14 protein-coding genes are annotated in these 24,363 nt (G+C 42.0%); all 14 read left to right on the top strand.

Annotated features, from left to right (window positions below; translation table 11 throughout):
* Positions 1-64 precede the first annotated feature (64 nt).
* The 14 genes from ACH2DQ_RS09985 (at position 65) to ACH2DQ_RS09920 (ending at position 24,360) form a co-directional block, all read left to right on the top strand.
* Complete coding sequence (locus ACH2DQ_RS09985; RefSeq protein WP_394910876.1) at positions 65-1,126, top strand: Gfo/Idh/MocA family protein; 1,062 nt, start codon at positions 65-67, stop codon at positions 1,124-1,126.
* A gap of 410 nt (positions 1,127-1,536) precedes the next feature.
* Complete coding sequence (locus ACH2DQ_RS09980) at positions 1,537-1,761, top strand: HPr family phosphocarrier protein (protein WP_394910877.1); 225 nt, start codon at positions 1,537-1,539, stop codon at positions 1,759-1,761.
* 281 nt (positions 1,762-2,042) lie between these two features.
* Positions 2,043-7,145 carry a beta-L-arabinofuranosidase domain-containing protein gene (locus ACH2DQ_RS09975; RefSeq protein WP_394910878.1) on the top strand — a complete coding sequence of 1,701 codons (5,103 nt, stop codon included), beginning with the start codon at positions 2,043-2,045 and terminating at the stop codon, positions 7,143-7,145.
* Between the two features lie 247 nt (positions 7,146-7,392).
* Positions 7,393-10,101, top strand: coding sequence for a family 78 glycoside hydrolase catalytic domain (locus tag ACH2DQ_RS09970; protein WP_394910879.1), 2,709 nt, complete (start codon positions 7,393-7,395; stop codon positions 10,099-10,101).
* 161 nt (positions 10,102-10,262) lie between these two features.
* Positions 10,263-11,663 (top strand): ABC transporter substrate-binding protein, encoded by a 1,401-nt coding sequence (locus tag ACH2DQ_RS09965; RefSeq protein ID WP_394910880.1) that lies wholly within the window; start codon positions 10,263-10,265, stop codon positions 11,661-11,663.
* Between the two features lie 87 nt (positions 11,664-11,750).
* On the top strand, positions 11,751-12,623 hold the full coding sequence (locus ACH2DQ_RS09960) for a carbohydrate ABC transporter permease (RefSeq protein WP_394910881.1): 873 nt from the start codon (positions 11,751-11,753) through the stop codon (positions 12,621-12,623).
* Positions 12,623-13,444, top strand: a complete 822-nt coding sequence (locus tag ACH2DQ_RS09955) for a carbohydrate ABC transporter permease (protein WP_394910882.1) — start codon at positions 12,623-12,625, stop codon at positions 13,442-13,444. The genes ACH2DQ_RS09960 and ACH2DQ_RS09955 overlap by 1 nt, the downstream gene beginning before the upstream one ends.
* Before the next feature lie 24 nt (positions 13,445-13,468).
* Positions 13,469-15,217, top strand: a complete 1,749-nt coding sequence (locus ACH2DQ_RS09950; protein ID WP_394910883.1) for a sensor histidine kinase — start codon at positions 13,469-13,471, stop codon at positions 15,215-15,217.
* Between the two features lie 31 nt (positions 15,218-15,248).
* Positions 15,249-16,787 (top strand): response regulator, encoded by a 1,539-nt coding sequence (locus tag ACH2DQ_RS09945; RefSeq protein WP_394910884.1) that lies wholly within the window; start codon positions 15,249-15,251, stop codon positions 16,785-16,787.
* 37 nt (positions 16,788-16,824) lie between these two features.
* Positions 16,825-18,849 (top strand): beta-galactosidase, encoded by a 2,025-nt coding sequence (locus tag ACH2DQ_RS09940; RefSeq protein WP_394910885.1) that lies wholly within the window; start codon positions 16,825-16,827, stop codon positions 18,847-18,849.
* On the top strand, positions 18,846-21,452 hold the full coding sequence (locus ACH2DQ_RS09935) for a glycosyl hydrolase (RefSeq protein WP_394910886.1): 2,607 nt from the start codon (positions 18,846-18,848) through the stop codon (positions 21,450-21,452). Before ACH2DQ_RS09940 ends, ACH2DQ_RS09935 begins: the two co-directional genes overlap by 4 nt.
* Positions 21,453-21,711: 259 nt before the next feature.
* A complete protein-coding gene (locus tag ACH2DQ_RS09930; protein ID WP_394910887.1) occupies positions 21,712-22,407 on the top strand; it encodes a response regulator transcription factor in 696 nt (231 codons plus the stop codon).
* Entirely contained in the window at positions 22,400-23,719 is a 1,320-nt protein-coding gene (locus tag ACH2DQ_RS09925) for a histidine kinase dimerization/phospho-acceptor domain-containing protein (RefSeq protein WP_395026599.1), read from the top strand. Before ACH2DQ_RS09930 ends, ACH2DQ_RS09925 begins: the two co-directional genes overlap by 8 nt.
* Positions 23,720-23,988: 269 nt before the next feature.
* Positions 23,989-24,360, top strand: coding sequence for a hypothetical protein (locus ACH2DQ_RS09920; protein WP_394910889.1), 372 nt, complete (start codon positions 23,989-23,991; stop codon positions 24,358-24,360).
* Positions 24,361-24,363 lie beyond the last annotated feature (3 nt).

Here is a 24,363-nt window from a genome sequence, read left to right as displayed (position 1 = left end):
TGGATCACAGACTGACAACAGAGCGGTTTGAAAGCACCGCAAAAATGTATTAGGAGGGACAGTGATGGAAAAAGTAAAAATAGGTATACTGGGACTGGGTGCCATAAGCGGCATTTATTTAAAAAATCTTAGCAGTGTGTTCCGAAATGTAGAGATTCTGGGAATCTATGACCTGATTGAAGAAAAGGCAGAAAAAGTACAGGAAGAGTACCATATTTCCAAGGTTTATAAAAGCATGGAGGAAATGCTGGACGATCCAAAGATCGAGATTGTGCTTAATTTAACCAGACCTCTTGAGCATTATCATGTTACAAAAGCGGCACTTCTGGCAGGAAAACATGTATATAGTGAAAAACCGCTGGCAACTACTTTTGAGGAAGGGCAGGAACTGCTGTCTTTGGCAAAAGAACGGAATTTACTCCTTGGCGGAGCACCGGATACATTTCTGGGCGCCGGAATACAGACCTGCAAGAAGATCATAGATTCCGGATTTATCGGAAGACCCATAGGTGCTGCGGTGTTTATGATCTGCCACGGACATGAGAGCTGGCATCCGGCACCGGAGTTCTACTACCAGACCGGAGGAGGCCCTATGATGGATATGGGACCCTATTACCTGACGGCACTTGTGAACCTTATGGGCAGTGTCAAAGGACTGACCGGAATTGCAAAGAAAAACTTTGAACAACGGTTAATCACCAGTGAACCTTTATATGGAAAGATCATTGATGTAGAAGTTCCGACTCATTATAACGGAATCCTTGATTTTGAAAATGGTGCCACAGCTACGATTACCACTACTTTCGATGTACATTATACGCAGCAGGCACGATTTGAGGTCTACGGAACAGAAGGGACCTTAATTGTACCAGATCCAAATACCTTTGGGGGACCGGTTAAGCTTCTCAGCGGAAAAGAGAATGAATATAAGGAAATGCCTCTATTATTTGACTACAGTGAGAACAGCCGGGGACTTGGATTGTCTAATATGGCTGATGCGCTGAGAGGAATTGGTGATTTCAGGGCAAATGGTGATCAGATGCTTCATGTATTAGAGATTATGACTGGTTTTGAAAAAAGCAGCAATGCCGGCAGTTATTTAGAGCTGGCAACAAGATTATCATAAATTTAAAGTTGAGAAAAACAGGAATTATCCTATGAAGATAGAGTAATTTCTGTTTTTTTATTGAAAAAAATAGAACCTATTAAAATAACCAGACAAATTGAAGAAACGGAAAGAGTGGTTTAGCAAAAGAGAACCGAGCAATTGGTTTTGTTATAGCAGAAAGCTGTCTGGCAGGCACTCTGCTAAGTGGTTTGATCGCATTGTATGCATTACAATATATCGGCTAATTAGACAAGTATAATCATTATAATACAAATAACCCGTATTATTGTACAAATCATAAAAAAATATAAACAAAAGAAAGAAATTTTTTAGTGAAAGTTCTTAAATTGTTCACAAATTCTTACTATTTTGTCCACGATCAAGGTTTATAATGCTATTATAGACTAAGCAGAGAGGAGGATGATTATATGACAAGAATTCCCGTTCATTTTAATACAGTCAATGATTTATTAAAATTTGTGAATATCGTAAGCCGCTACAATTATGATGTAGAGCTTAAATCCGGTGACTGTGTACTGGATGCCAAGTCCATTGTCAGTGCAATCGTGTTAAGCCCATCCAGTGATTTAGAGATGCTCGTTGATACAAATGATTGTCAGGATCTGGTAGCAAACGTTTCAGCATATGCATGAAAACCTGAGAATGGAGAAAAAAATAATGTATAATGGAATGATATAGCCTGAAGATTGGTGAAAACGTCAATCTTCGGGCTATTTTAATGTCTATTGATAAGTTCATAATAAAATGAACATATACTTATAAATACACTTGCCGGATCATCCTATTATTTGCTAGCGAAAGAATAACAAACTATGCTAAAAAATTACAACAAATTCCATGATATTTTTATAGATATTGCCATTATTTTCTATTAATATAAGAATATTATAAAAAATATAATGGAGGCGGAACTATGAGAAAGGTATTGAAAAAGACTATGTCTGTGGTGTTGGCAGCATCGCTTCTGGCAGGATCGGTGGGAGCAGTTGATGCAGCAGAAGTGAAAAGCAAAAGCGTCAGGCGCGGAAATGCCGATTATGTTTCCAATCAGGGGGAATTGATTACCACTCCTTTTGTGCAATTACCGGTGGGGGCGGTGCGTGCAAATGGATGGCTTGAAAACCAGTTGTTGTTACAAAAAGTGAATTTAACAGGAAATATGCATTTGTTTAATGATTATAACGAGGCTACCAGTGCATGGCTTGGGGCAGAAAACGGTGAAAGCTGGGAGAGAGGTCCTTACTATATGAGAGGACTTGTTGCGCTGGCATATGTGCTGGATGATGAGGACCTGAAGTCAGAGGCCCAGATGTGGGTGGAAGCAATTCTGAAAAGCCAGAGGGAGGACGGATCTTTTGGAGCAGGCAGCAAGACTGACTGGTGGGCGAAGATGCCGGTTCTGATGGCAATGCGGGATTATTATGAAGCAACCGAAGCAGCCGGAGAACCGGACGAGCGGGTACTTCCTTTTATGGAAAGCTATTTCCGGTACCAGCAGGCAGCACTGCCGAACAACCACTTAAGCAACTGGGCAGATGCCAGGGGTGGTGACAATATTGACAGTGTTTACTGGCTGTACAACAGAGTTTATGATGAAGCGGATCCCCAGTCATCGGATTGGCTGCTTGATCTGGGTAACATACTGGAAGAACAGACAACAGACTGGACAGGGCAGTATAATGATACCACGGTAAGGCAGCACGTGGTAAATACCAGCCAGGGCATGAAAACTCCCGCAGTATATTATCAGTATTCTAAAAATGAACTGGATAAGAATGCTCTTCAGAACGGGTTGTTAAACATGTCTATCGACCATGGCCGTGTAGACGGACTTCCCAATTCCGATGAAGCAGCAAGAGATAACCGCAGTACCAGAGGTACTGAGAACTGCGGTATTGTGGAAGGCCTGCTTTCCTCAGAGATAGCAGAGAAAGTGCTGGGTGAGGCATGGATTGGTGACCGGATTGAAAAATTGGCATATAATGCACTTCCGGCTGCTTATACACCGGATATGTCCGGACATGTCTACTATGTCCTGCAGAATCAGGTCATGGCAACCCTGGGTAACCATGAATTTGATTGTGATCATGGTGACAGTTCCGCATTCGGAGCTCCGCTGGGATTCGACTGCTGCTATTCCAATACCCATATGGGCTGGCCGAAATTTGTTCAGAATATGTGGATGGCAACCGAGAACAACGGACTTGCACTGACCGCTTACGGACCAAATCAGGTTAAGGCTAAAGTAGCGGACGGAAAGACAGCTGAATTTGTACAGCAGACGGATTATCCGTTTAAAGATGCTGTACACCTGGATTATAAGGGTGAAACGGCTGATTTTGAACTTCAGCTTCGCATTCCGGAATGGGCAGTGGATCCGGTTGTGAAAGTAAATGGTACAGTGGCTCAAGGCGTAGTGAACGGAGAATATTATAAGGTAAACCGGGAATGGAAAAAAGGTGATACCATTGATCTGGTGTTCCCAAGTGAGATTGAAACATCATCCTGGTACAACGATTCTGTTGCTGTAGAAAAAGGGCCGCTTCTGTACGGACTTAAGATAGAAGAGGACTGGCGGGTAGAGGAAAGCAATGATGCCAGAGAATTAAAGGTAGAACATCAGGCACAGTCTCCCCTGCGAGAAGTATATCCGGCATCTCAGTGGAATTATGGATTAGTTGTAGAAGATGGATTTGAAGTTTCATATGCGGATGAGGTGGCGCTGCAGCCATTCAGCACCCAGACGGCACCGGTTACCATCAAAGCTACCGGACAGTTAATTCCTGAGTGGACCTATGATGGAAATATTGCAGGACCTCAGCCATATGGTGCAACACCGGCAGATGAAAGCTTACAGACGGATATAGAATTAATCCCTTATGGCAGCGGCAGACTGCGTATATCCCAGTTCCCCGCAATTGGAGAACCATACACAGATGTTGTGAGAGCAGAAGGCGACAGCAGCAAGATCAATCATTTGGGTAATACTTATCAGGAATTTAAAAATATTATGGTACCGGCTGCGCAGAACTATACATTAACAGTAGAAGGAAGCGGGCAGGGAGAGGTTATTGTAAATAATAAAGCCAGAGAGGCAATTGATTTAAGTTCCGGTTCGGCAACATTGGAAGGACTGAAAAATCTAATATCTGACGGTAACTTCAAATTTACGAACGGTCATTATAATAACCTTCGTTTTACCGATGGACTTCAGGTTGACAGATTGGTTGTTACACCGGTAAACATGGAAATTACGGGTATTAATATTGAAAGCTATAGCCGTACAGATGATTACATTAAGATTAATACCAATTTAAATGCTCAGGAGACACCATATGAACTTCTGTATAAGACAACGGAAGAAGGGGATTTCACCAACAGCATTATCGGATTTGAGTCCCAGACTGCGTATATTACAGGCATTGACCCTGGACAGGACTATTATGTTCAGATCGTTGCAAAGGTTCACGGAGAAGATAAAGCAAGTGATGTAATCGTATTAAAGGCAGAAGAAGTCAACGGTGGCGGATTAAAACCAAATCCAGGTGCGCCCAATGCCCAGTATTCCGGATTCACAACCCTTAATTATATGGAGGATGGATCAGCAGGATGGGTTAAGTATGATCCAGGTAATAATATCAGATATATTCAGGATGAAAATGAGGGCAGAACGGTAGCGAAAATTGGAAAAAATGAAAGAGCTAAGATGACTTATGAGCCGGCTGACGGTTCGGCGCAGAACTGGACGGATTATGTAGTTACCGGAACGGTTTCTGTTGATGAAATGTCAAATAATAATGCAGGTATTATCTTCCGAGGCAGCAATTTCGGCAATGATCCGGATGCTTATGCAGGATATTTTGCTGGTATCGGAAGAGTTGATTACAATGATGGTAACGTCCATGGACTGGGACTTATGATTGGATACGCAGACGGACAATGGCATGACATTAAGGGATTTTCCATGCCGGAACTTCAGACGAATACAAAGTATGATATTAAGGTTGTAGCGTTTGGAGACCAGTTTGCTGTTTATTTAAAAGCTCATAGCGATGCAGATTATGAATTTATTGCAAAATTCAGCGATTCCAGATTCTCAAAAGGAACGATTGGTTTCCGCTCCTACAATGAGGCATTTACCGCTTATGGGGTGGATGTGAGACCGGTTGTGCAAGAAGATCTGGGGGTATTTGAGGAAACTGAGGAAGAACCGGGAGAACAGCCGGGTGAAGTTCTTTTCTCAGATGATTTTAACGATGCACAGAAATCCCAGGAGAATTGGGTAAAGGTACCGGAACAGGCGAATATCCAGTTTGTTGATGAAAAAGTTGTACTTGGATCAAGTTCAGATATGAAGCTGGTAACAGCAGAGCAATATCAGTGGAAAGATTTTGTTTATGAAGCAAATGTTACACTGCGGGGAGAGGGTCAGAATGCAGGTCTTATTTTCCGGTCTTCCAAAGAAGAAAGTGGCGCAGACAGCTATAATGGTTATTACTTTGGTATTGGCTATAGTAAGGGTAAAGGAAGTTTTGAAGTTGGAAAGGCTGCTGATAAAAAATGGAACGGCATAAGCGGAACAGTGGAATCGTCACTGGTAAATCAGGATCAGGCACATCACCTTAAGGTAATTGCCTACGGCTCCAAATTGAATTTCTTCATTGACGATACAAAGGTATACTCTATTGCCGACAGCGCCCATAAGATGGGGCGCGTTGGTCTTCGCGGGTATAACAGGCAGTTTGAAGTAGACGACATCAATGTACGTACCCTGACGGAAGAAGAAAAAGAGTTATATTCAAAGATTGAAGTAGAAGAAATTGCAATTACGGCGGAACCTTTCCAGGATGGATTCCAGATTACATATCCGAAGACAGCTGCAGCTTCTTACAAGGTACAATATGGCACAGAACCCGGTGTGTATACAAACGAGTTTGTAGATGTAAAATTCAATAATTATAAAGGCGGCGGCGTATTTACCAAAGATAAAGTTGCATTTGGGGTACCGTTAGATGGTACCTATTATTTCAGACTGGTAGGCTTATCATCCGGACAAATCGTGGTAGCAGAGTCCAACGAATTAATGATGGAGACCGGATACCGTGAAGATACTTCAGCAAATGCACAGAGACTGGATGAAACAAAAACACTGGTGTCTGGAACAGATACTTCAAAAGCAAGACCGGATGACCTGGCGCGCCTGAAAACAGCCATTGCAGATGCGGAAGCACTTCAGGCTGCAGAGGGAAATCAAATGGATTATGATCTGGCATCCAGCCTGCTGACGATTTCTAAATATGCAATTGACAATCGTGCAGCAGAACCAACGGATCCGGGAGAACCAGAAGAACCGGAAGAAACAGAACCGGAAGAAACAGACAAGCCGCAGGAAACAGACAAGCCACAGGAAACAGACAAGCCGCAGGAAACAGAAAAACCGCAGGAGACCGAAAAACCAGTGGTACCATCCAAACCGGTGAAAAAGAATCAGACAATCAGTGCCAGGAATATTTCAAAAATATATGGAACTAAGCCTTACAAATTAAATGTAAAGACAAATGGCGATGGAAAGCTTTCTTACAAGTCTGATAATAAAAAGGTTGTTACCATCAGTTCTTCCGGTAAAGTTACCGTTAGAAATTACGGAAAAGCTAAGATTACCATTAAAGCCGCTGCTACCAGCAAATACAATGCTGCATCCAAGACAATCATATTCGAGGTACGTCCTAAAAAGGCAGTGATTTCTAAAGTAACAGCAGAAGGCAAGGGCAGAATGCAAGTAACTTGGAGAAAAGATTCCAGGGTAACCGGATATCAGATCGTTTATGCAAAGAACAGTAAATTTACAAAAGGAAAGAAATATTTCAGCGTAAAAAATGCAAAGACCATCACGAAGACGGTATCCAAACTGAAAAAAGGAACGAAATACTATGTAAAAGTGAGATCCTATAAGACTGTGAAAAACCAGAAATACTATAGCAGCTATAGTAAGGTGAAGACGGTTAGAATAAAATAGGTGGAGAAAGAGCAGGAGCTAATGAACGGAGCCTGCTCTTTTTTTGTCAAAAATTATGATCATAGGAAGATTCGATGAGAGAAAAGTTTTATGAAATAATACTTCTGTAAATACTCCATGTATGATATGTAAATGCTGAATTTTAGTTGTAAATACTATATTCTATAATATCAATACGGCAGGCTTAAATTTAAACGGAAAGTGAAATAGGCATAACCAATCGGTTAAGAAAAAAGGAGGTAGAATTATGCTGGAATATCAATTAAGGATCGAGAATCAAACATCACCGGTCGGCCTGGATGTGACCAGACCAATGTTGAGTTGGAAAGTGATTACCCAAGAGACAAACTGGATACAGGAAGCATTTCAGATAGAGGTTTATTTTTGTAAAGATGGGAAAGAGGGAGAAGGGGTTCTGATCTGGGACAGCAAAAAGTGCACCGGCAGCCAAATGAGCGCTTGCTATGAAGGAATAGAATTGCGTTCTGGTATGAAATATTATTTTCGTGTCCGAAGCTGGAAAAAGGGCTGTGAATCAGCAGAGATACCATATAGTAAAGCGGCATTTTGGCGCATGGGAATTTTGCATCAAAATGAGTGGAAAGCAAAATGGCTGGGTGTATCCGGTGATGTGAATTCAAATCCGGTGTATGAAAAGAAGATTCATATAAAAAAGCCGGTGGAAAATGCAATTGTATATCTCTGCGGTCTGGGCCATTATGAGTGGAGTATTGACAGCAAGAAGGTCGGAGATGCGGTTCTTCAACCTGGGTGGACTGATTATAGAAAGACCTGTTTTTACAATACATATGATGTTACAAGAGAGGTGTCAATCAGGTCGGACCATAGAATTAGTGTATGCCTGGGAGATGGCATGTACCACACCGCGGCTGGGCAAAAGGGCAGGTATGTTTATTTTGAACGTTCTTTTGGCAGGATGAAGTTCCTGTTTCAGATGCATATTCAGTATCAGGATGGAGAAAAAGAGCTGATAATCAGTGATGAGAGCTGGGAGCAGAGACCGGGACCCATTACGTTTTCTGGTATTTATGGTGGAGAGGATTATGATGCCAGATTAGAGATGGAAAATGGAGAAGAATTAAATAGCTGTCCGGCTGAAATAGCAACGCCTCCCCAGGGAAAATTAACTGCTCAGAAAAATCCGCCCCTAAAGGTGATGGAGCGTCTAAAGGCCGTGGATGTGAAAAAAACTGCTTCCGGATATCTCTATGATTTTGGGCAAAATTTTTCGGGATTTGTCAGAATGACTGCTTCCGGTGACCCGGGACAGGAAGTCATAATGATTCCCGGAGAGTTACTAAATGAAAATGGAGAACCGGATCAAAGTGTAACCGGAAAAGATTATTACTGGAAATATACCTTTGGAAATAAGCGAGAGGTGAATTGGCAGCCACGTTTTACCTATTATGGGTTTCGGTATGTACTGGTAAAAGGAGCAGCACCTATAAACGATATGATAATAAAGGATAGGGGAAGTGCGGCTAATTTATTGGAGCTGACAGGGGAATATATTTATCCCGATATAAAAAAAACGGGTAATTTTTCCTGCTCCATAAAGTTGTTTAATCAAATCCACCACATCATCCGGCAGGCCATGGTCAGCAATATGAAAAGTGTATTGACAGATTGTCCTCACAGAGAAAAATTCGGGTGGCTGGAGGAAGCACATCTTATAGGGCCTGCACTGCTGTTTAATTATGACCTGAAAAATTTGTATCAAAAAATTCTGGAGGATATGCGGGATGCACAGCATGACAATGGGCTTGTGCCGGACATTGCACCTGAATATATTACCTTTGGGTATCATGAGGGGTATGTGGACTCACCAGAGTGGGGAAGTGCGGCAATTCTGATCCCCTGGTATTTGTATCATAAATATGGTGAACTGCGGATATTAGAAGAGAACTACGGTACCGCTGTCCGCTATATTACATATTTAACTGGCAGGACACATCATTATGTGCTGCATCACGGGCTTGGAGACTGGTGTGATGTGGGCGTCAGGGCACCCTTTACCCAAAATACACCTGTTCCAGTAACCGCTACCTGCATGTATGGAATTGACCTACGGATCATGGAACAGATTTCAAAAATTCTTGGAAAACATCAGCAGAAAGAGTATTATAAGAACTTATATCAACAAGTTAAGGAGGAGTTTAACCTGCAGTTTTTTGATGATCAGACCAGCCATTACGCGACCGGAAGCCAGACAGCACAGGCTATGGCATTAATGGCAGGATTTGTAGATAAATCATATGAAGAAAAAGTACTGGAAGAACTGGTATTAAATATACGTGCAAACCAGAACGGTACAACTTCTGGAGATGTGGGACATCCCTATGTTCTGGCAGCATTAACCAGGTATGGAAGGTCAGATGTGGTGTATGATATGATGAAGGTGACAGACCGACCGGGGTATGGGTATCAGGTTAAATGCGGAGCAACAACCCTGGCGGAAGAATGGGACGGACCGAATGTGCATCATCCTCATGGTTCCCAGAATCACTTTATGTTGGGAAGCGGGGACGAATGGTTCTATACGGGCCTTGGCGGAATCTGTCTGGTCCGTGAGGAAAATCCGGTGGGAAAAATTAAAATACAGCCGTACTTTCCCAAAGATATGGAATGGCTGAAGGTATGGCATGATCATCCTTACGGAAAAATAGAAGTATCCTGGAGACGAATAAATACAAAGATAGAGTTGATGATAACGCTTCCTCCCAACACCTCAGGAGAAATTATACTGCCTGTTTTATCCTCGGATCTGGTCAACAGAAAAAGTATAGAAAATGAAGGAAAGGCAGAGGATTATGGGCAACATTCTAAGATATATGCAGGAAGCGGAAAATGGATCTTTATCTTTGAGGATCAGATATGTACCATCAATCCGATACCTGCTCATAACATCAATGAAAAGTACATGAATAACCTGTAGATTCTGCATGGGAATATAGGCATATATCCGCTATACTGGCTGTACAGACATCATGAAACAAATAATCAAGTAAATTCGTATAACACTTAATTATTTGAACAAATCTGTATGGGGATTGTTAATTAAACACGATCTAAGGAAAAATGTTAGGAGGAAAAAGGATGAAAAGCAGAAAATTTATGGCTCTTTTGCTGGGAGCATCGTTAACCATCGGTACACTTGCTGGCTGCGGGGGAAGTGAGAAAGAAACCGCAAAAACAACAGAACAGGCAGCAACAGAAGCATCTGATAAAGGTGAGGATAAATCTGAAGAAACCAAAACAACGGATGGGACAGAGGGAATATCTCAGGATTCCGGCAAGGCACTGGATTATGAGGGGGTTACGCTCAGCGTGGTACTGGCACAGGGCTGGGATACGCCGGGAAGAGAGGCATTGTTCCAGAAATATACGGATAAGACGGGTGTACAGTTTGATGTTCAGATGCTGCCGGATGATATGGCATCCGAATTAATAAAAACAAAGTTTGCAACAGAGGAATTGCCGGATATTATTTTGAACTCCGGATCCGTGATTGAGCATACTTATATGCTGCCTGATGAGCGTCTGGTGGACCTTACAGAAGAGGCCTGGACAGATCAGCTGATCAGTAAGGATTCATTTATGGTTGACGGAAAAATCTGGGGAATCCCACTTGGCGGCCAAGGATTTTTCGCTTTTGCAGTAAATAAAAAGGTGTTTGCAGATAATGGGCTGGATATTCCAACATCCAAAGAAGAACTGGAACAATGTTTTGAAACGTTAAAGAAAAATGGAGTACAGCCGATGTATCTGGCTTCCAAAGACCCCTGGGTAGTGGGAAATATGACCAGCGGAGGCATTCAAAAAGCATTGGATAAAGATCCGCAGCTCATTGAAAAATTAAATAAAAATGAGGTGAAGTATCAGGACATACCTGGAATGGTAGAAGTGCTTGAAGACCTGAGAAGATGGAATGAAGCCGGATATCTGGGTGACAATACTATGGCAGATTCCTGGGATGGGGAGTATCAGGCATTTGGAGAAAATAAATGCGGGGTAACAATTGGATTGACAACCTGGGATGTCACAATGGAAGAAAAATATCCTGGTTCCGCGGAAAATATGGAGCTGATCCCATTTTATATTGGAGACTCAGACACTTATTTTGCAGGTACTACCGCACAGTGGTATATACCCAAATCCGGAAAATACGTAGACATTGTAAAGGATTTCTTTCAATTTGCAGCAGAGCAGGAAAATCTAAATGCGTTTTATGGTGCCATGGGTGAAGCTTCAACACCATGGAAAGATGTAGAGGTAGACTGCCTGGCACCTACCAAACAATTAATAGAGAAATTAAACAGCGGTGAATACAGCTATCATTTTGGTCATAATTCACTCGTTCAGGGACAGGACTTTGACGGACTCTGTAAACTCGCACAAGAGGTGCTGATAGGTAACAAGACTGCACAAGAGGGAGTAAAGGAGTACGATCAGATGAGAGCCCAGATAGCAAAAGCGCTCGGACTGTCTGGTTTCTGACAGGTCAGGTGTAAGAATCTGAAAGCTGGGGGAGGAGGCGTAAAGCTTTTGCCCTCAGTTTTCTTTCAAAGAAAGAGGGGGTTACATATGAATGCCAAGAAAGTGTATCCGAATTACTTTTGGTTTATTCCATTGCTGATTTATACAATGATATTTATTATTCCCAGTATTCTGGGGCTGCTATATTCTTTTACAAACTGGACCATCTATTCTTCTACTAAGACCTTTTGCGGACTTGACAACTATAAAAATCTGCTGGGGGACAGCTTGTTCCGCATGGGATTTAAAAACACAATTATATTTACCTTATTTACCACTGCTGCTAAAGCAATAATAGGTTTTGCATTGGCACTGGCACTGAATGCCAGGATACCGACTAAAAATACTTTAAGGACAATTTATTATCTGCCAGCTATTTTCAGCAGCCTGATTGTAGGCGTAGTATTCCGTTCCATATTAATGCCCAAGACGGGGCTTTTAAATACATTTTTAGGGATGTTTAGCCTGGGACTGTCAGCCAATGACTGGCTGGGACAACCCTCTACAGCAATGGCTGCGGTTATATTTGTAGAGATCTGGAGAGGAGCTGGATACTGTATGGTACTTTTTCTGGCTGGTCTGCAGGGAATCTCCAGTGAATATTACGAAGCAGCTACTATTGACGGGGCGGGCGCCTGGCAGAAATTTAAGTCTATAACTGCACCACTTATGATGCCTACTTTAAATACGGTTATTTCCCTGAGCATTATCGGAGGATTAAAGGTTTTTGATATTGTCATTGCGTTGACAAAAGGCGGACCGGGGCTGTCGACAGAGGTATTGAGTACCACAGTTTATAAATATCTGGGAAATGGAGCTATGGGAACCGGAAGCGCCGCCAATATGTGTTTGACCGTGTTTGTCGTTCTTGTATTTGCCGTGGTTAATTATGGGCTGGGAAGAATGGAGGTTGATCAGTAATGAGACGTATAAAGATTAACAGAATGATTCTAACCGTTATACTTTGGATTTGCAGTCTGTCTATTATCTTTCCACTGCTTCTTGTGGTGATTAATTCTGTAAAAACAGCTGCGGAGTCCGACATCATGAGACTGACCCTGCCAGAAAGCCTGATATTTGAAAATTTTTCCATTGTACTCAGTGAGGGAAGGGTATTCTCATCTTTTTTAAATAGTGTTATCATTACGGTATTAAGCGTGGGATTATCAGCAGTTCTGGGAGTGATGGCAGCATTTGTACTGGCCAGGAACACAAGCAGACTGAACAGAGCGGTGCGAAAGTATTTTCTTCTGGGGCTGATTGTACCTATGCAGTTGATTTCGTTGATTGAGGTATTAAAAATATATCATCTTTATAACAACTATTTGGGTCTGATTCTTGTTTATACAGCCATATTTCTCCCAATGACCATTATGCTTTCTTATGGGGCTGCCAAAGCTCTTCCAAAGGAGATGGATGAAGCAGCAGTGACAGACGGATGCGGACCGTTAAGGTTATTTTTCTCTGTAATCATGCCGCTGTTAAAACCGGTAGTGACTACAGTATGCGTGACTCAGTTTATGTTTATCTGGAATGACTTCCAGTTTCCGCTTTACTTAATTACGGACTCTAATAAATGGACATTGGTTTTAGGTGTTTATGGCTTTTTGGGGAAATTCTCATCCCAGTGGAATCTGGTTTGCGCCCATATTTTAATTTCAAGTCTGCCGGTTGTGTTTGTTTATCTGTTTGGACAGAAATATATTGTGGACGGCATGGTTGCGGGAGCTATTAAAGGATAATTTTATCAGGATGGGGGAAGCAGTTTGTTTCGGAAAATAAGTTACCAGAAAAAGACGTTGTTTATTTACACTGCATTGGTCATTACAATATTTGTAGTATTCATTGTCATATATGGTTTCGCACAAACCAAGAATATGAAAGATATTACTGACAGCTCAATTGAGCAGTTGTCGGTAAAGGCGGCTTCCCAGTTTGAAAGTATTTTAAATGATATGAGTGATATTACACTGGGATTAGCTGCCAATGAAACGGTCCATGAAATATTGGAAATGGTAAACCGGTCCAGTGACGAGGGTAACTATTTTCAAAATCATCCCGAAGAAAAAAGAAAGATACAGCGTGAGATAGCCGGTGTGAGCGGAATGCGGTTTGAACATAAAAGCTTTGATGTAATGTCTGCTAATTTTGATCTGTTAAGCCTTAATATCTATCCGGAACAACTGCCGGAGAAAAGCAGGATTCGGGAAATAGACTGGGTTAAGTATATGACGGAGAATCGGCAGAGTAAATTAATCCTCCCTGTGGGCAGAGATGAGTATGGTCGTACACAGAATGAGGTGTTTTCATTTGTAAGAGTGATACAGGATGAATTTGAACGTTATGGAATGGTAGATGTACAGTATGAAAAGAAACTGCTGGATGACATTTTTAAGGTAAAGCTGCAGGAAAATGAGATGCAGGTAATTGTTCTTTATAATAATGAATTGTTTTACGCTACCGAGGGCGCACCTTTACAGGAACTGGAAAATCTGGACGATACAGCATATACCATAAGCAGCCAATTCCTGAATAACTATGAAATGAAAATTTTTATGCTGGCAAGAACTTCAGATTATATGAAACCCGTCTATGACACAGTAAGAACAATTATTGTTTTAGGCGTCATTGTACTTAGCTTTATTATTTTTGTCGTTTATATTATTTCCTATAATCTGAACAAACCCATAAGGGAATTGAGAAATTATATAGATCATATGGACTACTTAAGCCTTTCATTGGATTTTAATGCGGACAGTTCCAATGATGAAATAAAATTGCTGGCAAATGCTTTTGAGAATATGTTCGAAGGTATTAAACGTACAAGAGACGAACTGATCGAAGCGCATACCCGGGAAATAAAAGCAAATTACGATGTCCTTCAGGCACAGATTAACCCTCATTTTATACATAATATACTGTCGGTCATCGGAATGATCGGTTATGAGAAGAATGCACCTGAGATTATGGATATGTGTGCGGCGTTAACCAGGATGCTTCAATACACTACCCAGACCGGGCAGAGAACAACGGTAGTCGGTTTAGAGTTTGAACATGCAAGAACATATCTGCAGCTAATGAAATACCGTTATCTGGACATTTTAGATTTTCAAATTGAATTGGATGAGGAAATGGAGCAGGTTGAGATTCCCAAGTTTGTATTGCAGCCGGTGGTGGAAAATTGTTTTCAGCATAGTTTTGTAGATTCTGAAAAACCAGTTTACCGCATCTGTGTAAAAGGAGCCATAACAAAGGATGGATGGGAAATCTCGGTAGATGATAATGGATCCGGATTTACAGAGGAGTCTGTCCGGGAACTAAATAAACAGTTTCGGGGAATAGAGGAGAGAATTAAAAGCAGAAGTAAGATTCCTGATATGCAGATAGGAGGATTGGCGTTGAATAACACTTATGCCAGACTCTTTATTTACTCCGGTGGAGAAATAACATTAAGGGTAGGAAGCAGTTTTATGGGAGGCTCCTGTGTGGTGATTGCAAAGAGTCATAAGTCATAATAAACTGAAGGATGATGGAGAGAATTAGCGGATGATGAAAGTTATCGTTGTAGAAGATGAGCCGGCGATTCTTGCAGGAATTGTGCGGATGATAAAGAACCTGGAACTGGATATGGAAGTCAGAGGGAGCTTTCGAAACGGAGAGCAGGCACTTGCCGGAGCGGAAAAAGATCTTCCTGATATTGTTATCACCGATATCAGGATGCCTGTTATGAATGGGCTGGAGCTGATTGAAGAAGCGCAAAAAAGATACGAGGGTATAGAGTACGTGGTATTAAGCGGTTTCAGTGAATTTGCCTACGCCAGGGAAGCAATCCGATTCGGGGTGGACAGTTACATTCTCAAGCCGCCGGTGCAGAGTGAACTGCAGGATACACTGAAAAGACTTTCAGATAATATCGAAAAGAGAAAACAGAAAGTGATTTGTGAGGAATTGCAAAATGTCATTTTTAACGGTGTGTATGAGAAGGATGTTTTAGAAAAAAGATTTGAAGGCTATAACTGCTGTTATCTTCTGTTGGTGTGTGTGGGTGCATTTTCCATGCGTGCAGAAACTTTGATCCGGCCTCTGAGTGAAATATGGAATTCCGGCTCTATTGGAACGAAGCTGAAAGGAAGGGCAGATAAGGACTGGAAATACTATGTGTTTGATTCTAAGGCCGGAAATGAAAAGCTGGTTTTTCTGGCATCAAAAGATGATAGTATTGTACCGGTAAAACATCTAGTCAATCAGTTGGCGGGTTATGAAAAGCTGCTGGAAATGCCTGTAAATATTGTTCTGAGTGAAGCATTTTCAGATACAAAGGAGCTTGGAAAAAAGTATCGTGATATCCGTTTCTGCATGAGCAACCAGGCGTTGATTGGAAGAAGCCATATGACGATTATGGGAGAAGAAGTGTTGCCGGAAGCTTATATTGCAATTGGAAATCAGGAAAAAAACCGTTTGTCATCACTTCTGGAAAAGGATGATTTTAAAGGAATTATAAAATGTTTTGAACAGCTGTGCAGTCAGTGGAAGAAAAATAAAATTACTCAGATTAACTGTGAATTCAGTATGAAATACTTTATGTCTGAAATTTACAGGCATTATCCGGGGTTGCAGCAGGAATATACGATGGAACAGCTGTTATACGAGATTGAAGCTATTATAGGGGGGACATTATCCTATGACGGACTGCAGGAGAGTATGGAGTCATTAATTGAAAAGATAGGAGAAAAAGCAAGAAAGTCTATGCAGAATAAGACCCTTGAGGATGTTGTGGAGCTGATGTATGAGTACATCTGTACACAATATGCCCAGGGATTGACGGTGGAAGAATTTGCTTCTAAATACGGCTATAATGCAACCTATGTAGCCAATCAGTTTACGGCAATTAAAAAAATATCCCCGAACAGGCTGGTTACAAATGTTCGTATGAACAAAGCGAAAGAATTGCTGAAAAGTTCGGATTACCGTTTAAAGGATATTGCAGAGATGATCGGCTATCATGATGTATCCTATTTTAGCAGGATATTTAAGGAGTCAGTGGGGATAAGTCCCAGACAATACAGAGATGATGTGGATAAGTAGTATGGCAATGTAGAATGCTGTATGGAGGAGGTATAGGATGTCTGTTTATTTTGGTGTTGATTATTACCCGGAGCATTGGCCCTGGGACCGTCTGGAGACAGATGCACAACTTATGGAGAAACTGGGAATACAGGTAGTACGTATGGGGGAATTTTCCTGGGCAAAATTTGAACCTAAAAAGGGAGAGTTTCATTTTGAGTGGCTGGATAATGCGGTGAACCTGTTGGCGGGGTATGGAATAAAAAGTGTAATCGGTACGCCTACCGCGGCACCTCCTGCATGGATCATAGAGGGTGACCCGCAGATATTGCCGGTAGATGAAGCAGGTGAAGTGAAGGGATTTGGAGGACGGCATCATGACTGTCAGAGCAGCCCGGTTTACCGGGAGCACATCAGGCGGCTTGTAACAGCAATGGCAGAGCACTATAAGAATAACACCAATGTAATTGGCTGGCAGATTGATAATGAACTGGGCAACAGCCATGAGAAGCTTTGTATGTGTGATTCCTGTAAGGAAGCTTTTCACAGATTTCTCCAGAAGAAGTATGGATCTGTGGAACGGCTGAATCAGGAGTGGGGAACTGTGTTCTGGAGTCAGAACTACACCCATTTTGGGCAGATTCCGGTGCCCAGGACTACGCCTACGGTGCACAGTCCGTCTCTGCTGCTGGACTGGAAGCGTTTTTGTTCACATCTGATCGTTGATTTTCAGAACTTTCAGGTAAACATCATAAGAGAAATATGCCCCCATCAGCAGATTACCCATAATCTGATGGGGCTTTATGACAAGACAGACTATTTTGAACTGGCAGCAGAACTGGACTTTGCATCAAATGACCAATATCCTACAGGTTATTACTTTGACCCGCCAGGCCAGCCTGACTTTGAAATTTCTGCGTGTCTGGATTTTATAAGAAGCGTGAAAAAGAAAAACTTTTGGATGATGGAACTGGAATCCGGTCCTACCGGAGGTGCATTGGTTGGAAGAATGCCAAGACCCGGACAGTTGAAGCTTTGGACCAGCCATTGTGTTGCGCATGGAGCGGATACGATTGTGTATTTCAGATGGAGGACCTGTCTGTTTGGAGCGGAGCAGTTTTGGCATGGAATTCTGCCCCACAATGGGATTCCGGAGCGAAGATATTTTGAGATTCAGGAGACGATCGGGGGACTGCTGCCGGTGATGAGAGATATCAGCGAGATAACCGTTAAACCCAAAGCTGCAATTCTGTTTTCCTATGATCAGGACTGGGCTTTTCAGATTCAGCCCCACCATCCAGAGCTGAATTATGTGGATCAGGTTAAGAAATATTATCGTGCTTTTTACCAAAATAATGTTCCGCTGGATTTTATCAGCGAAAAAGAGAACATGGAAGATTATAAGGTGGTAATTGCTCCCTTACAGTTTCTGATGGATTCTGTATTGGAAGAAAAGTTCAGAACCTATGTAAAAAATGGCGGGCATCTGGTTTTAACAATGCGCACCGGGGTGAAAAACCGAAATAATGTATGCGGGGGAACACAGGCACTTCCAGGCGGATTAAAGGATGTGCTTGGAATTACAGTACTGGAGTACGACTGCCTGCTTGGCGTAGAGGCAGAGACAGAATGGATTTTGGATAAGACCCTGGGTCATGCAAAAAAGTGGTGTGACGTGTTGGAAACAAATGGGGCAGAGCCCCTGGCGTTTTACCGGAGTGAGTTTTACAGAGATACCCCGGCGGTAACGGTCAATTCCTATGGCAGAGGAAAGGCATATTATGTAGCAACGGAGCCGGATGACAGAACGCTGGATATGATTGTGGATAAAATCATAAAGGAGTGTAGCCTGGAAGCAGTGGGAAGTTCACCGGATGGAGTAGAAATGAGGGTAAGGGACGGCAGAGAAAAAGACTATTTATTTGTCTTAAACCATACGGCTGGGTGGCAGCCCATACAGGTATCAGATGAATGGAAACCATCTGTCTGGTGCAGTGATTTCCTGTCTGGAAAGCTGCCGCCATATGCTGTTGCAATATATGAAAGAGATTCCCATACGAGTATGATGATGGAGGTGAAATGATGGATAGATTAGATCAAATCAGGAATCACAAAGAAGGGAATTACATTTATCCATTTCTCTGGATGCATGGGGAGCCGCATAATATACTTATACGGGAGCTGGACAGGATCAGAAAAGCAAATATAGGAGCCGTATGTATAGAGGCCAGGCCCCATCCGGACTTCGGAGGAAAAAAGTGGTGGGAAGACATGGATGTGGTTATGAACTACACCAGATCCCATGGCATGAAGGTCTGGCTATTGGATGATGACCGGTTTCCCACCGGGCATGCCAATGGAATATTTACGGAAGGTAGTCATGAACTGGCAAATGAATTTCTGACGGTATGGTGTACCGACACAATTGGACCTCTGGCAAATGGTTCTATGTTAATTCAGCCGATACTGAGACCGGACAGCAGATTGGTACGGGTTACAGCTTGTAAACGAAGCAGCGGTGGTAACACAGATATAGAGCCTGAGATCTGGATGGACCTTACCGGACAGGTTAAAAATGGATGGCTGCGGTTCGATGTGCCGGATGGATTATGGAGAATTATGGTATTTTATACTACCCATCAGGGAGATGGAAAGCTGGACTATTTTAACATCATTAATTCCCGGTCTGTAAAACTTCTGATAGACCGTGTTTATCAGCCTCATTTTGAACGCTATGGAGATGATTTCGGCAAGACATTTACCGGATTCTTCTCGGACGAGCCGGAATTTGCAAATCTTGCCGGATATGATTTTCAGGCTCGGCTTGGAAAAGATATGAAGTTTATTCCTTGGAGTGAGGAATTGGAAACACGGCTGATAGACAGATGGGGAGAGCATTTTGCAAGAAATCTGCCGGCTATGTGGTATCGCTGCGGGGATATGACCGGTCACGTAAGGTATGAATATATGGATGAGGTCACCACTCAGTTAAAGATATCATTTTCCGATCAGATAGGGCAGTGGTGCAAGGATCATGGAGTAATGCATGTGGGGCATATTATTGAGGATGATAATTCTCATGGAAGGCTTGGCTGCAGTACCGGGCATTATTTTCGAAGTTTATCCCAGATGGGAATGTCCGGAATAGATGTGGTTCTGCTCCAGGTGATGCCTGGAATGTACCAGACGGTTCACCAGTGGGTTGCCTCAGACAGGGATGGAGAATTTTTTCATTATGGACTGGGAAAAATGGGAAGCTCTCTGGCACATATTGATGAAAAGAAAAAAGGAAATGCTATGTGTGAAATCTTTGGTGCCTTTGGCTGGCAGGAAGGCATCACGCTGATGAAGTGGCTGGCTGACCATATGTTGAGCCGGGGGATTAATCACTTTGTTCCGCATGCATTTTCACCCAAAAACTTTCCGGATGCAGACTGCCCGCCTCATTTTTATGCAGGAGGGAGACAGCCCCAATATGTTTATTTTGGAGATTTGATGAAGTATATGAATCGTTTATCCCATCTGTTTTCAGAAGGCAGATATGTATCACAGGCAGCAGTCTTATATCATGCAGATGCGGAATGGGCTGGTAAAGCAATGCTGTTTCAGAAGCCGGTCCGGAAACTGCTGGAGAATCAGATTGATTGTGACATTATAAGCGCAGATGAATTAATCAATCATCATATAATAGCAAACGACAGATCATTTAAGATCGGACCGCAGAGCTATCAGGTACTGGTAATTCCCTATAGCCAATATCTGCCGGCAAAGGCAGTGGATACAGTGAAATCACTGCTGAAAGCAGAGATTCCTGTTTATTTTATAGATGGCCTGCCTGAGGGGATATGTGAAGAAGCGGACTTGGATATACGCCCCCGGCTTTTGGGCGCAGAGGTGGTATCCTTATACAATCTGGCATCTGCAATAGAAGAAAAGACAGGTTTTTCCGTTCACACGGATGTAAACTTACCTGATTTAAGAACCTACCGGTATCAATATGACCGGGGAACGGCATTATATTGTTTTAATGAGAGCACAGGGGAGACAATTAACTCTGAAATAAAGATAAACATAGAAACCAGTCAAGTACAGTATTGTTACCGCTACCATGCATATGATAATCAACTGTACAGAATTCCATTTAAGCAGATGGATGGTATTATATATACGAGACTACAGCTGGAACCTGGAGAAGCGGCAGTTTACATCATAAAAGAAGAGAAGGAAAATCTGCCTTATTATGTTCCTTATGAACAGTCCGGCAGAAAATTAGGGGGTGAATGGAAATTATCATATGCCGATATAGGTGATGATCCTGATTTCATAGAACTATATGATGGAGGTCAGGTTTTTCAGGATCTGACTGACTGGGCAGCAGAGAAAAAGTTCAACGGATATCTTCGATATGAGACAGAGGTGTATTTGAACCAGGATAAGAGGGAGTGCCTGAGAATATCAAATGCTGTGAATGGCATGGAGATTTTTGTAAATGGTATAGTATCGGGCAGAAAAATTGGCCCGCCTTATTATCAGGAACTCCTGCTTAAAAAAGGGAAAAATCATATATGCATCGAAATTGGAACTACTCCTGTATATGCGGCAGGGGATGACTGGTCCGCTCTTACGGTACTTCCTCCGCTGGGTCTGATTAATGAACCTGAGTTCTGTGACCCTTTATGGGAATAATACGTCACACCTTTTATCGCAAGCATAAATTAAGAGAATAATAAAAAAAAATTCATCCCGGCTAAATGTTTATCCTGCAAAAGATGTTATACTAATAACATGTCTAATTGTGATATAAATGTGTGCCATTGGAAGTGAAGCTGTACTGCGCTTTCAAACTTAAACTTAGAAGTATATCATAAAATATAAAGAGACCCATAATTTCTATCATGATCTATTGATGAAATTATGGGTTTTCTAAATAAAAATTCCGGGAGGTATGGCAATGAATATTTTAATGATCGAAGATAACGCAGAGATAAGGGAAGGTGTCAGGATTCTTTTAGAAGGAGAGGACTACTCCGTGACCGAGGCCGGGAATGGGACCGAGGGGCTGAAACTCCTGGACAGCGATACGGATCTGGTTATTCTGGATGTTATGATGCCTGGGATCTCAGGATTTCGAACCTGTGAAGAGATTCGAAAAGTATCTAATGTACCGGTTCTTTTTCTGACTGCTAAATCCCAGGATTCGGATAAATTAATGGGTCTGATGGCAGGGGGCGACGATTATTTATCCAAGCCGTTTTCTTATTCGGAACTATTGGCGAGAGTAAAGGCGCTGGTAAGAAGATATTGTGTCTATAAGGGAAAAGAAGAAGAGGTGAACGAAGACCGCTATGTAAACGGCATGGGAATTCGTATTAATGAAAATTATAATGAGGTTTGGAAAGGGGATAAAGAACTGGCGTTAACAGACATTGAATATAAGATATTGCTTCTTTTAATGAAACATCCAAAGAGAATATTTACTATACAGAATATTTACGAAAGTGTGTGGAATGAACCGTATTTTTATGTTTCAAATGGTACGGTTATGGTACATATCCGTAAACTGCGGCTGAAAATTGAGGATGATCCGCAGGAGCCGAAGTGCATTCGCACAGTATGGGGCAGGGGGTATCGGTTTGGATAAAAAGATGAAGTTTCAGAAAAGGGGACTGAGAAGAAAGCTGATTCAGCTGATGATCTTTGCATTTATTATAAGCGGAGGCCTGTACTATTTTCTGCATACGACAGTGGATCGAAAACTGAATAATTATTTTGAAACGTCAGATTATGCGGAAAAGACGGAGTCTAAATATGCCCAGAAATTTCAGGATTACATACTGAAGAATAATATATCCACATCTGATACAGGGCAGATCACAAAATGGGTCAGAGATCAGGATGTAGTGCATATCAGCATTTATAAGGATTCGGTGCTGATCTATGATTCCTACTATCCTGATAATGATAGCATTGCTGAAAATGATGTGGAGGCGGAATATTACGGCTGGCAGGCGTATTATCCCATGAAATTTGCAGATGCCCAGGCAGATGTTTTTCTGGACGGATTTTATGATTATCGGATTTTTAACTGTGCAACTATTGCAGAAATTCTTCTTTCCTGCCTTGTATTTATTGGGATTGTTATGCTTGGAATAAAGAGAACAGTTGATTATATTGGAAAGCTGGAGCAGGAGGTGGAGATTCTGGAAGGCGGGCAGCTTGACTGTCCCATTACTCTGAAAGGAAATGATGAGCTCTCTGCTCTGGCACATGGTCTGGATGAAATGAGGAAATCCTTTAAACTGCGGGTGGAAAGGGATGAAAAATTGGCAAAAGCAAATAAAGAGCTGGTCACGGAGATGTCTCACGATCTGCGCACACCTCTTACCACCCTTCTTCTCTACACACAGATTTTAAAGAGCAGGAAGTATCATGGCACGGAACAGATGGAGGATTACATAAATAAAATTGATGAAAAGGCAAATCAGATCAAGAACCTGTCGGACAATATGTTTGAATTTTTCCTGATTTTAAGAGAAGAGGAAATTGAACTTATGGCCCCCCAGTCTTTTCAGGATATTTTTTACGATATCATGTCAGAAATGGTTTTGTCTCTGCAAAAACGTGGTTTCCGGGTAAACCAGAATATCGAGTTCCGTGAGGTTAAAGTAGAAGTTTCTATAGATTATGTACTCAGGATCATGAATAATATTGTCTCTAATATAATCAAGTATGCAGATTCCAGGGAAGAAATTGTGATTTCTACTATGTATGAAAAAGAACAGGTATTCCTATTATTTTCTAACCACAAGTTAAAGAAAATAGAAAAGGTAGAGAGTACCGGGATTGGAATCCGTAACATTAAGGGACTGATGGATAAGATGGAAGGAAGCTGTGAAGTAGCGGAAACCGGGGATTTGTATCGGATCAAATTACAATTTAAAATTGTTGTTTAGATTTCATCATGAACCTTTAAGGATTGGTTAAGAATTAGGTGTTATGATAAATTTTGTAGTTAAATACAAATGGTTAGGCATGCAGCTGAGCGTGTCCGAAAATGAAAATCCTGTCTGACCGCCCCACATCTGCCGGGTGCAGCCGTATATTTCCGAAACAAAGCCCCACTACACCCCCTGGAATTACATGGCGTATCCCACAGATGAGTGTCAGGCAAAATAATTTTAAGGCACGCTCTGATTTGCACCGGAAAGTGAGGACGAATAATATGAGAAAAATACTTATAAAAGGAACAATAATCGCTGCGTTAGGAGCATTATCTATTACCATGGCGGCGTGTGGAGCAAAGCCAAAGTCTAACGAAAGTACTTCTAAAACGGAATCTTCAATCGTGACCAGAGAAAGCGGATCCAGACAAAAAGAAACTCAGGTCAGTGAGAAGCAGGCTGGAAGTCAGAAAAGTGAGATGCAGACAAGCGGTAAGGAGTCCAATGATAAGCAGACCGGCGGAAGCCAAAAAAATGATATGCAGAGTGAGTCCGTAGCGGGCGGCATGTCTGAGCGTAATGAAAACGGACAGGCAGAGATGCAGACGGATGCCGGAACAGGAAACACACAAAGCAGTGAACTGATGAAATAGGAG

The sequence above is a fragment of the Robinsoniella sp. genome (assembly GCF_034124845.1).
This window is presented reverse-complemented; position numbering and strand designations above follow the sequence as displayed.

Coding starts and splice junctions, on each gene's coding strand:
- ACH2DQ_RS09985 (WP_394910876.1), top strand. CDS start 65: ATGGAAAAAGTAAAAATAGGTATACTGGGACTGGGTGCCATAAGCGGC.
- ACH2DQ_RS09980 (WP_394910877.1), top strand. CDS start 1,537: ATGACAAGAATTCCCGTTCATTTTAATACAGTCAATGATTTATTAAAA.
- ACH2DQ_RS09975 (WP_394910878.1), top strand. CDS start 2,043: ATGAGAAAGGTATTGAAAAAGACTATGTCTGTGGTGTTGGCAGCATCG.
- ACH2DQ_RS09970 (WP_394910879.1), top strand. CDS start 7,393: ATGCTGGAATATCAATTAAGGATCGAGAATCAAACATCACCGGTCGGC.
- ACH2DQ_RS09965 (WP_394910880.1), top strand. CDS start 10,263: ATGAAAAGCAGAAAATTTATGGCTCTTTTGCTGGGAGCATCGTTAACC.
- ACH2DQ_RS09960 (WP_394910881.1), top strand. CDS start 11,751: ATGAATGCCAAGAAAGTGTATCCGAATTACTTTTGGTTTATTCCATTG.
- ACH2DQ_RS09955 (WP_394910882.1), top strand. CDS start 12,623: ATGAGACGTATAAAGATTAACAGAATGATTCTAACCGTTATACTTTGG.
- ACH2DQ_RS09945 (WP_394910884.1), top strand. CDS start 15,249: ATGATGAAAGTTATCGTTGTAGAAGATGAGCCGGCGATTCTTGCAGGA.
- ACH2DQ_RS09940 (WP_394910885.1), top strand. CDS start 16,825: ATGTCTGTTTATTTTGGTGTTGATTATTACCCGGAGCATTGGCCCTGG.
- ACH2DQ_RS09935 (WP_394910886.1), top strand. CDS start 18,846: ATGATGGATAGATTAGATCAAATCAGGAATCACAAAGAAGGGAATTAC.
- ACH2DQ_RS09930 (WP_394910887.1), top strand. CDS start 21,712: ATGGCAATGAATATTTTAATGATCGAAGATAACGCAGAGATAAGGGAA.
- ACH2DQ_RS09920 (WP_394910889.1), top strand. CDS start 23,989: ATGAGAAAAATACTTATAAAAGGAACAATAATCGCTGCGTTAGGAGCA.